This is a genomic window from Alcanivorax sp. (assembly GCF_014762765.1).
GTDB lineage: Bacteria > Pseudomonadota > Gammaproteobacteria > Pseudomonadales > Alcanivoracaceae > Alcanivorax.
The window spans coordinates 32,961-42,537 of the sequence record NZ_JABURH010000210.1; the positions used below are offsets into that span (position 1 = coordinate 32,961).

Below are 9,577 nucleotides of genomic sequence, written 5' to 3' on the forward strand. Positions count from 1 at the left end.
AGTGAAGCGCCGTTTAACGACGCTCGCGAATCGCCTTTAACGGCGCCGACAGTTTTTCCGGGTGACGTGGTTCCACCTGGGCGTAGCACTGAAAAATTTGCTCCAGATCCCCTTCCAGATCACCGGTGGTTTCCAGCACCATGGGAAAGGCGATTTCCTTTTTGGCATAGTCTGCGGTGGCCAGCACAATCGGCACTCCAGCCTGCTCGGCAATGCGGTAAAAGCCGGTTTTCCACTGTGCTGCCCCGCCCCTGGTGCCTTCCGGGGCCACCACCATTACCAAGCGATCATGGCTGTTGAACTGGCCCACGGTTTGTTCCACCACGCCGCCAGCCTTGCTGCGGTCAATGGGCAGAGCGCCCATCCAGCGCAACATCCCCCCCAGGGGCCCCTTGAACGCACTGTCCTTCATCATCACATGAGCATCCAGACCCATTTGCATCATGGCCGCCAGAGTAACAATACCGTCCCAGTTGGAAGTATGCGGCCCACCGATCACCACAGACTTGGGCACCTGCGGGAACGGGTCCACCAGACGCCAGCCAAGCAGACGCAGAAAGCAGCGTCCCAACGCCCGGGAGAAGGCATTGCCGCGACGGGGATAATCAGAGTCCTGGGGTGACGACATGGGATTGTCCATTGCAAAGAGAGCAGCGATCATACCCACGCGGCTCAATGAGAGCATTGGCACTAACGCCCGACGCATCCAGGAAGCGATAACCGGCCCATGAATCCCCTGCAGTACCTGACCGGCTACCCCACCCAGATCCAGCAGCAGGCCCAAACCCTGGTGGAGCGAGGGCAGCTGGGTGATTATCTGCAACAGCGCTACCCCGGCAAGCATGATATTCAGGGCGACAAGGCCCTGTTCCAGTATGCCAACAGCCTGAAGCAACAATTCCTGCGCAAGGCGCCGCCGCTGGGCAAGGTCCATTACGACGCCAAGTTGAAAACGCTGAGTCAGGCGCTGGGGATGCACACCCGGCAAACCCGTATTCACGGCAGCAAACTGCGCAGCCATAACAGCGTACGCATCGCCAGCCAGTTCAAGGCAGCGCCAGAAGCCTTTCTTCGGATGATCGTGGTCCACGAACTGGCCCACTTCAAGGAAACCGACCACAACAAGGCGTTTTATCAGCTCTGCTCGCACATGGCACCGGACTACCACCAGCTTGAGCTGGACACTCGCCTCTGGCTGCTCTGGCAAGACACTGCAAACGGCTGACACCCCCGTCCTGATCAACGCCGGCAGGGGCTCCTTCCGCCCCCCTTACCCAGACCCGCCCTCTCCTCGCACTGTCAAAAGCCCTTTATTCAACAAGCTGTTACATTCCAGATCCCGGATAGCACCAAAGACCCTGGCCGGCAGTTTCATGTCCCCACCATAAGGGCGTAGTATGAAATGACTTAACGTCATAACGCAGGGTCATCAGTGCCTCGGTTTGTGGCAATGCTGTACTGATCCTGCGCCAGTGTTCCCGCTGGTGGCCGCTCTATCCGCCAGTGCGGGACTCCAATCAGAGCCCAGGAGGTGTGTAGTGACACGGATTGGCCAGGACACCCTGAACAGCAAGAAAACGCTGGAAGCCAACGGCAAGACCTATCATTACTTCGATATCAATACGGTCGCCGACAAGGGCTGGGGTGATCTCAGCAAGCTCCCTTTCTCCCTCAAAGTTCTTCTCGAGAACCTGCTCCGTTTTGAAGACGGCGACAGCGTCACCAGTGCTGATGTGGAAGCCGTGGTGCGCTGGCTGGAAAACAAGCGCTCTGACAAAGAGATCAACTATCGCCCGGCCCGGGTACTGATGCAGGACTTCACAGGCGTACCCGGTGTGGTCGACCTGGCCGCCATGCGCGATGCCATCAAGAAGGCCGGCGGCGATCCCTCCCGCATTAACCCGCTAACGCCGGTGGATCTGGTCATCGACCACTCGGTAATGGTGGACAAGTTTGGTAACCCGCAAGCCTTCGAGGAAAACGTGGATATCGAGTACCAGCGCAACCGGGAGCGTTACCAGTTCCTGCGCTGGGGCCAGAAAGCGTTCAACAACTTTCGGGTAGTCCCACCGGGCACCGGCATCTGCCACCAGGTGAACCTGGAATATCTGGCCAAGGGGGTGTGGTCCTCCAAGAGTGAGGACGGCAACACCTACGCCTACCCGGATACACTGGTAGGCACCGACTCCCATACCACCATGATCAACGGCCTGGGCGTACTCGGCTGGGGCGTGGGCGGTATCGAGGCAGAAGCCGCCATGCTTGGCCAGCCCATTGCCATGCTGATTCCCGAGGTGATCGGCTTCAAGATCAGCGGCAAGCTGCGCGAAGGGATCACCGCCACCGATCTGGTACTCACCGTCACCGAAATGCTGCGTCGCCGCGGTGTGGTGGGCAAGTTCGTGGAATTTTTCGGCGACGGCCTGGCCGACCTGACCCTGGCCGACCGCGCCACCATTGCCAATATGGCGCCGGAATACGGTGCCACCTGTGGTTTCTTCCCCATCGATGAGCGCACCACCGAGTATATGGAGCTGTCCGGTCGTGATGCGGACACCATTGCCCTGGTCGAGGCCTACTGCAAGGCCCAGGGCCTGTGGCGCTCCAGCAGCGACCCGGACCCGGAATTCACCGATGTGCTGGAACTGGATCTGGGCGATGTGGTGCCCAGCCTGGCCGGCCCGAAACGGCCCCAGGACCGGGTGCCACTCACCGCCGTGAAGCGTACCTTCATTGATGTGGTCACCGAGACCCTCAAGCTCAACGACGACGAAATCAGCAAGCTGGAAGGCGAAGGCGGCCAGACCGCTGTGGGCAACCACGAACCCAGTGGCGGCCAGGTGCCGGTGGTGATCGACGGCCAGAAACACTTCATGAGCCACGGTGACGTGGTGATTGCGGCCATCACCTCCTGTACCAATACCTCCAACCCCAGCGTCATGCTGGCCGCCGGTCTGGTGGCGAAAAAGGCTGCCGAGAAAGGCATGAACCGCAAGCCCTGGGTGAAGACCTCCCTGGCTCCGGGTTCCAAGGTGGTCACCGATTACCTGGACGTGACCGGCCTGCAGAAACCCCTCAACGATATCGGTTTCGATCTGGTGGGCTACGGCTGCACCACCTGTATCGGCAACTCCGGCCCACTGCCGGAGGAAATCGACAAGGCCATCGCCGAAGGCGATCTGGTGGTGGCTTCGGTGCTCTCCGGTAACCGTAACTTCGAAGGCCGGGTACACCAGAGCGTGCGTACCAACTGGCTGGCCTCGCCGCCGCTGGTGGTGGCCTATGCCCTGGCCGGCACGGTGAAGATCGACCTGGACAAGGACCCCCTCGGCAAGGACAAGGACGGCAAACCGGTCTACCTGAAGGATATCTGGCCCAGCTCCGAGGAAATCCAGAATGAGCTGGTGAAGATCAACAACAGCATGTTCCGCACCCAGTACGCCAGCGTGTTCGAAGGGGACGAGGTCTGGCAGAGCCTGCCGATCCCGGACTCCGAAACCTACGCCTGGGACAGCAGCTCCACCTACATCCAGAACCCGCCCTTCTTCGACGGGCTGACCAAGGAAGTGGATAACGTGGAGCCGGTGAAGGATGCCCGCATCCTGGCGCTGCTGGGCGATTCCATCACTACCGACCACATCTCCCCCGCCGGGGCCATCAAGGCGGATTCCCCCGCCGGCCATTACCTGCAGGGTCATGACGTGGAGCCCCTGGACTTCAACTCCTACGGCTCACGCCGGGGCAACCACGAAGTGATGATGCGTGGCACTTTCGCCAATATCCGCATCCGCAACGAGATGACCCCGGATATCGAAGGTGGCTTTACCCGACACCTGCCCGGTGGCGAGGAGATTTCCATCTACGGCGCCGCCATGCGTTACCAGAAGGATGGCGTGCCTACGGTAGTCGTGGCCGGCAAGGAATATGGCACCGGCTCCAGCCGTGACTGGGCCGCCAAGGGCACCAATCTGCTGGGCGTGAAAGCGGTGATCGCGGAAAGCTACGAGCGCATTCACCGCTCCAACCTGATCGGTATGGGCGTGCTGCCACTGCAGTTCCCGGAGGGCACCGACCGCAAGACGTTGAATCTGGACGGCAGCGAGGAAGTGGATATTCCGGGCCTGACCAATGACCTGAAGCCCGGCGACACCGTCACCGTGGTATTCCGCAAGGACGGCAAGGAGCAGAAGGTGGAAGCCCTCTCCCGCCTGGATACCGCCGCCGAAGTGGAGTACTACAAGAACGGCGGCATCCTGCACTATGTGCTGCGGCAGATGATGTAGGAGAAACCGCAAGCGACAAGCTGCAACGCGGGCTGAACGCGTTGCTTGCTCTCACCCAGGAGGCCGCGCCCGCACATCGGGCGCGGCCTCCTGCATTTAGGGACGCCCCCGTAGGGTGCACTGAGCCTAAGGCGAACTGCACCAGTCGTTAATTGATAATTGAGAATGGATAATTGATAACGGCGCGATCAGCATCATTGGGTCTGAAACGCAGAGGCCGCGCCCAAAGTGTGGGCGCGGCCTCTTGCGATTCACAACAGAAAGCGTGCCCCGCGCGTTATCAATTCTCAATTATCCATTATCAATTGCTGTTCACCGCGTGCTCCCCCTAGCCGCCCGCTTTTTGCTATGCTGACTACCCTTCACGGCCAGTTTGGGGGAAGTCCGTGCGTTACCTGTTTGCTGCCATCGCGCTGATTCTGTCCGGCACTTTATTTGCCGAGCAGGACAACAACGCCCGCCTGCTCACGGAAGAGGAGCGAGACGCCCGCATGCGTGAACAGCAGGAGCTGTCAGAGCGAGCTGCAGAATTGCAGAACCGGCAGGAAACCGCACAGCAACTGCTTCGCCAGCAGGACCAATACCTGGATGCGCTACGGCAGGAAATCCAGGCACTGAAAAAACAATCCGAAGAGGCAGATGACACTGCCCGGGCAGAGCAATGATGTTGCAATGGCTACGCCAGCTTTTTCACCGCCACACTCTCGTTCAACCGGAGACACCTGAGCCGCCCCACTCGGCAGCCCAGCCCGAGCCGGAACCAGCCCACAACGCGGTGGAGTCCGACCCCATCGCGGCCCTCATGCCCTTTCAGATACGCCCTCTGGACAGCAAGGACATGGCCGAACTACTGGGCGTATTCCGCGAGGCGATCCAGGTCAGTGCGGCAGCAGAGTACGACCAGAAACAACGGGATGCCTGGAGCCAGGCCCAAAGCTACGACAGCCTGATCTCGGTGCTCAGCGAGGGCGACACCGTGGTGGCAGAATGGGACGACAAGCTGGTGGGATTTGCCCACCGGATTCGCGATTACATCAACATGGTTTTCGTGCACCCGGAGGCCTCCCGGGTGGGCATCGCCACCCTGCTCTACCAGCATCTTGAGGACGGCGCCCGCATCGAAGGCATCACCGAGCTGACCACCCACGCCAGCCTCACCGCCCACGGTTTCTTTGCCTACATGGGGTTTACCAGCGAAGGCCAGGAGCAGGCAGAGCGAGATGGCATCCCGCTCACTCGCCATGCCATGCGTAAATCACTGGTCTGAAATCCGCTCCAACCCCGCTCATTGATCGAAAAATCTGATCACATCGCTCAATCCAGCCCCCTGTGTTTCCCTCTGGTCTGTCGCTAACCTGTATTCATCGGAGGGTGATGTCGCCCTCCTGACAGACATCCATGCGTTGATTCTGTGATACCCGGAACCCGTAAGGGTTCATGCTTCCCCCCTTAGGCCGTCACCCCTGACGGCCGTTTTTTTGTCTGCCGAGATCTGCCGCTCAATCAGCCGCGCGGTTCTGTCATTGCCTGCCGGAAATCCAGGTGCGACTATCTGAGCTTTCCCGGTTCCCCATGATCACCGCCGCACAGGATCTGCTCGACCATGACCCCGGACCTGGCATTGACCTACTGCCGCATGATCGCCCAGACCCTGGGACTGGATCAGGCCGGGCTGCAGACACTGGTAGCGGGCTCCGGGATGGAAGAGGATACCCTGCAACACAGCGACGGTTTTATCGACTGGCCCGGTGCCTGTCAGTTGATCCGTAACGCCCTGCAACTCACCGAGCACCCGGATATCGCCCTGCAGACCGGCCTGCGTGCCCTGCCCGCCATGCACGGCCCCATGGGGATTGCCGCCATGGCCAGCCCCACCCTGCGTGACGCCATGCAACTGTTCGCCCGCTTCAACAACACCCGCACCCGGGTGTTCAGTTCCGAAATGCAGGAAACCGATGACCGTCTCAAACTGGTGCTGTCATTCGCCTACCCGCAGGATGAAGTGGTTCGCTTTCTCACCGAGTCCGCCATGGCCTCCGCTTATGCCTGCCATCTGGTTCTGCGCGGCAAGCCGATCGAGGAAGGCGAAGCCCATTTCAATTACCCGCCGCCACCCCATGCCGACTATTATCCGCACACTTTCAAGGGCATCCGTATCGTCTTTGATGCCCCGGCCGTGGCGCTCTGCCTGCCATCCCGCTACGGCGATGAGCCACTTCCCGGCCATGACCGCGACCTGATGTGGATGGCCGTGCAGCAATGTGAGGCACGCCAGGAAAGCCTGCGGCGACAGGGCACTCTCAGCGATCAGGTGCTGGCCCTGCTGCATCAGTGCCGCGGTCAGTCCAGTCTGGACGCCATGGCCGAGCGCCTGCATCTCAGCCCGCGCACCCTGATCCGTAAACTCAAGCTGGAAGACACCCGTTTCCAGCAGTTGCGGGACCAGACCCTCAGCCGCCGGGCCACTCAGTTACTCAGCCTGCCCCACTACACCGTTAGCATGGTGGCCGAGGAGCTGGGGTATACCGACGTGGCCAGCTTCCGCCGGGCCTTCCAGCGCTGGTTTGGCACCAGCCCCGGCCGCTTTCGCAGTGGGGAGCAATAGGGTTCCGTAGTTTCTCACCTCTGCACCTGATAATTGGCATTATTTATCCCCCTGTTGGCATTTTCCGCTCTTATCTTCGTCCTGCAAAAAGTAAACACTCTGTTTCAGCATCTTGCAGGAGAGCGCCCATGACAACGACAACCGCCCCGCAACACGACGAACTGAAGACCCTGAGCCGGCTCAAGGTATCCCCCCGGATCGCCTGGCCCACCGTGACCCTCATGGTGCTGTCCCACGGGGCCAACATCCTCAGCTGGGTGATGGTGCTCAATGGCCTCTGGCCTGCCTGGGTGGGCCTTGTCATCAACAGCATCGCCGTCTATGTGATGTTCACCCCGGCCCATGAAGCCATCCACCGCTGTGCCGCCCGCAAACCGGAGCACAACGACCTGGTCCTCGCCATTGCCACCTTTGTGGCGGTGCCCTTCGGCAAGGGCAAGATGTTCCGTCTGATGCACATGCGCCATCACCGCTTTGCCAATGATCCGCAGAAAGATCCGGATCACTGGATGGCCAGCAGCCTGTGGACCATGCCCTTGTGGGGCTTCTGGCCCTTCCTCTATCTGATCAACTTCCTGCGCAATCCGCAGGTGCTGCCCAATTTGAAACCCGCAGAAATCTGGCGGGAACTGGCCGTGGCCGGCGTGGCGCTCACCGCCCTGTTTCTGTGGAAGCCCTACGAGGCCATGATGCTGTGGCTGATCCCGTCCTATTTTTCCTTCTACCTGATGTGCCTGGTGTTCATGGTATTGCCACACTACCCGCACACTGGCCGCCAGGACGTGGACCCGAACACCACCGCGCTGATGCGCATGGGCAAGGAATGGCTGCTGACGCCGGTGCTGATGTATCAGAACTATCACCTGATCCATCACCTCTACCCGACCATTCCCTTCTACCGCTACGGAAAGGCCTGGAAGGCCCGCGAGCAATATCACCGCGCGCATTCCGGCAGCATGATTATCCGCCCGTTCCAGCTTGGCCCCGACGACAAACCCGGCAACGCCTGACAGGAAAACCACCATGACAAAAACCGTTCTGATCACCGGCGGCGCCGGCGGCATTGGCCGGGAGTTCTGCAAACTGTTCAACGCGGATGGCTATCGCATCGTGGTGTTCAGTCTGCTGCAGGACGAGCTGGATGCCCTCGGCAACGACCTGAAGGCGCAGCGTTCCGACGTGGATTACCGTGCTGTGCAGATGGACCTGTCCCAACCCGGTGCCGCCGAACAGATCATGCAGTGGCTGGACCAGCAAAATCTGGAACTGGACGTGCTGGTCAATAACGTGGGCTTCGGCATGATGGGCGAGCACGTAGAACAGGACAGCCAGACACTGGAACGCATGCTCACCCTCAACAACATCCTGCTCAGCAAGCTGTGCATGCTGGTGGGCGCGCGCATGAAAGCCCGTGGCCACGGCAAGATCATGAACATCGGCTCCCTGGCCGGCTTCTGCCCCATGCCCTTCTTCGCTGCCTACAGCGCCAGCAAGGCCTTCGTGATCAACCTGAGTGCCTCCCTGCAGGAAGAGCTGAAACCCTACGGCGTACAGGTCACCTGCTTTTGCCCCAGCACCACAAAGACCGCCTTTCTGGATACGGCCCAGAGCAAACATGCCTCTTCCAGCGGCATCAGAGAATTTGTCTCGGCACAAATTGCCACCCCGGAACAGGTGGCCAAAGCCGGCTACGCGGCCCTCAACCAGGGAAAGCGCTACGCCCTCCCCGGCCTGTCCGTCACCCTGCAAAGCATCTGGATTCGCATGATGCCCCTGCGCGTCATGGCGAATTTTGTCTACCGAAAATCGGTGAAGGAAATGAAAAGCTGATCCACGGAGCCGCCCCATCATCCGCGCCTGTCCACTCCCCACCGAATCCGTTATGTTGGCGGTATCCCACGCAAAAGGAATGCATCATGGCAGGCAGCAACATGGGCACGGACTCTTCACCGGTCAGCAGCACCTCGCTGGCAGTCCTTATCGACGCGGACAACACGCCACCGAAAATCGTCGACGGTCTGTTCGAGGAAATTGCCAAATTCGGCACGGCCAGCGTCAAGCGTATCTACGGCGACTGGACCAAGCCCAACCTGGGCGGCTGGAAAAACGTACTGCTGAAGCACTCCGTGCAGCCGATCCAGCAGTTCGCCTATACCCAGGGCAAGAACGCCACGGACTGCAGCATGATTATCGATGCCATGGATCTGCTGTATACGAAACAATTGTCCGGGTTCTGCCTGGTATCCAGTGACAGCGATTTCACCCGTCTGGCAGCCAGATTGCGCGAGGAAGGACAGACCGTTTACGGCTTCGGGGAGCGCAAAACCCCGGGGCCCTTTGTGGCGGCCTGTGACAAGTTCATCTATACCGAAGTGCTACGCTCTGATCACACTCCGCAAGACACCACCGGCAAAGCCGATGAGCCTGCACCCAGCGACCCGGTCAGCAAGGAACCGCCACCGCTGCAGCTGATTGCCAACGTGATTGATGATATTTCCGACGAAGATGACTGGGCCAATCTGGGCACCGTGGGCCAGCACCTGAGCAAGCGCAAACCGGACTTCGATACCCGGCTGTTCGGCCACAAGAAACTCAGCGACATGATCCGCGCCTACCCCAAGTGGTTCCAGATACAGAAAGGGCAAGGCAAAAGCATTCAGGTCAAGACGCTACGGAAGTGATACCTGCT

At 60.1% G+C, this 9,577-nt stretch carries 9 protein-coding genes; 8 read left to right on the forward strand and 1 reads right to left on the reverse strand.

Annotation, left to right across the window (positions count from 1 at the left end):
* Nucleotides 1-13: 13 nt before the first annotated feature.
* Nucleotides 14-628, reverse strand: a complete 615-nt coding sequence (locus HUJ17_RS16545; protein WP_290511730.1) for a lysophospholipid acyltransferase family protein — start codon at nt 626-628, stop codon at nt 14-16.
* A 99-nt stretch (nt 629-727) separates the two neighbouring features.
* Here HUJ17_RS16545 and HUJ17_RS16550 point away from each other — a divergent pair, with 99 nt between their 5' ends.
* From HUJ17_RS16550 to HUJ17_RS16585, 8 genes are all read left to right on the forward strand, one after another.
* Nucleotides 728-1,225, forward strand: coding sequence for a M48 family metallopeptidase (locus HUJ17_RS16550; RefSeq protein ID WP_290511731.1), 498 nt, complete (start codon nt 728-730; stop codon nt 1,223-1,225).
* 313 nt (nt 1,226-1,538) lie between these two features.
* Nucleotides 1,539-4,283, forward strand: a complete 2,745-nt coding sequence (gene acnA / locus HUJ17_RS16555; RefSeq protein ID WP_290511732.1) for an aconitate hydratase AcnA — start codon at nt 1,539-1,541, stop codon at nt 4,281-4,283.
* A 386-nt stretch (nt 4,284-4,669) separates the two neighbouring features.
* Nucleotides 4,670-4,948 (forward strand): hypothetical protein, encoded by a 279-nt coding sequence (locus tag HUJ17_RS16560; RefSeq protein ID WP_290511733.1) that lies wholly within the window; start codon nt 4,670-4,672, stop codon nt 4,946-4,948.
* Nucleotides 4,949-5,085: 137 nt separating this feature from the next.
* Nucleotides 5,086-5,550 (forward strand): GNAT family N-acetyltransferase, encoded by a 465-nt coding sequence (locus tag HUJ17_RS16565; protein ID WP_290511734.1) that lies wholly within the window; start codon nt 5,086-5,088, stop codon nt 5,548-5,550.
* Between the two features lie 336 nt (nt 5,551-5,886).
* Nucleotides 5,887-6,888 (forward strand): AraC family transcriptional regulator, encoded by a 1,002-nt coding sequence (locus tag HUJ17_RS16570; protein ID WP_290511735.1) that lies wholly within the window; start codon nt 5,887-5,889, stop codon nt 6,886-6,888.
* A 128-nt stretch (nt 6,889-7,016) separates the two neighbouring features.
* Nucleotides 7,017-7,898: a fatty acid desaturase gene (locus HUJ17_RS16575; protein WP_290511736.1), complete on the forward strand. Its 882-nt coding sequence runs from the start codon at nt 7,017-7,019 to the stop codon at nt 7,896-7,898.
* A 13-nt stretch (nt 7,899-7,911) separates the two neighbouring features.
* Entirely contained in the window at nt 7,912-8,718 is an 807-nt protein-coding gene (locus HUJ17_RS16580; protein WP_290511737.1) for an SDR family NAD(P)-dependent oxidoreductase, read from the forward strand.
* An 86-nt stretch (nt 8,719-8,804) separates the two neighbouring features.
* A complete protein-coding gene (locus HUJ17_RS16585) occupies nt 8,805-9,569 on the forward strand; it encodes an NYN domain-containing protein (protein WP_290511738.1) in 765 nt (254 codons plus the stop codon).
* Nucleotides 9,570-9,577 lie beyond the last annotated feature (8 nt).

Excerpts from the sequence above, each read along its gene's own strand:
- HUJ17_RS16570 (WP_290511735.1), top strand. The coding sequence starts at position 5,887 with ATGACCCCGGACCTGGCATTGACCTACTGCCGCATGATCGCCCAGACC.
- HUJ17_RS16580 (WP_290511737.1), top strand. The coding sequence starts at position 7,912 with ATGACAAAAACCGTTCTGATCACCGGCGGCGCCGGCGGCATTGGCCGG.
- HUJ17_RS16545 (WP_290511730.1), bottom strand. The coding sequence starts at position 628 with ATGTCGTCACCCCAGGACTCTGATTATCCCCGTCGCGGCAATGCCTTC.
- HUJ17_RS16550 (WP_290511731.1), top strand. The coding sequence starts at position 728 with ATGAATCCCCTGCAGTACCTGACCGGCTACCCCACCCAGATCCAGCAG.
- HUJ17_RS16585 (WP_290511738.1), top strand. The coding sequence starts at position 8,805 with ATGGCAGGCAGCAACATGGGCACGGACTCTTCACCGGTCAGCAGCACC.
- HUJ17_RS16575 (WP_290511736.1), top strand. The coding sequence starts at position 7,017 with ATGACAACGACAACCGCCCCGCAACACGACGAACTGAAGACCCTGAGC.
- HUJ17_RS16565 (WP_290511734.1), top strand. The coding sequence starts at position 5,086 with ATGCCCTTTCAGATACGCCCTCTGGACAGCAAGGACATGGCCGAACTA.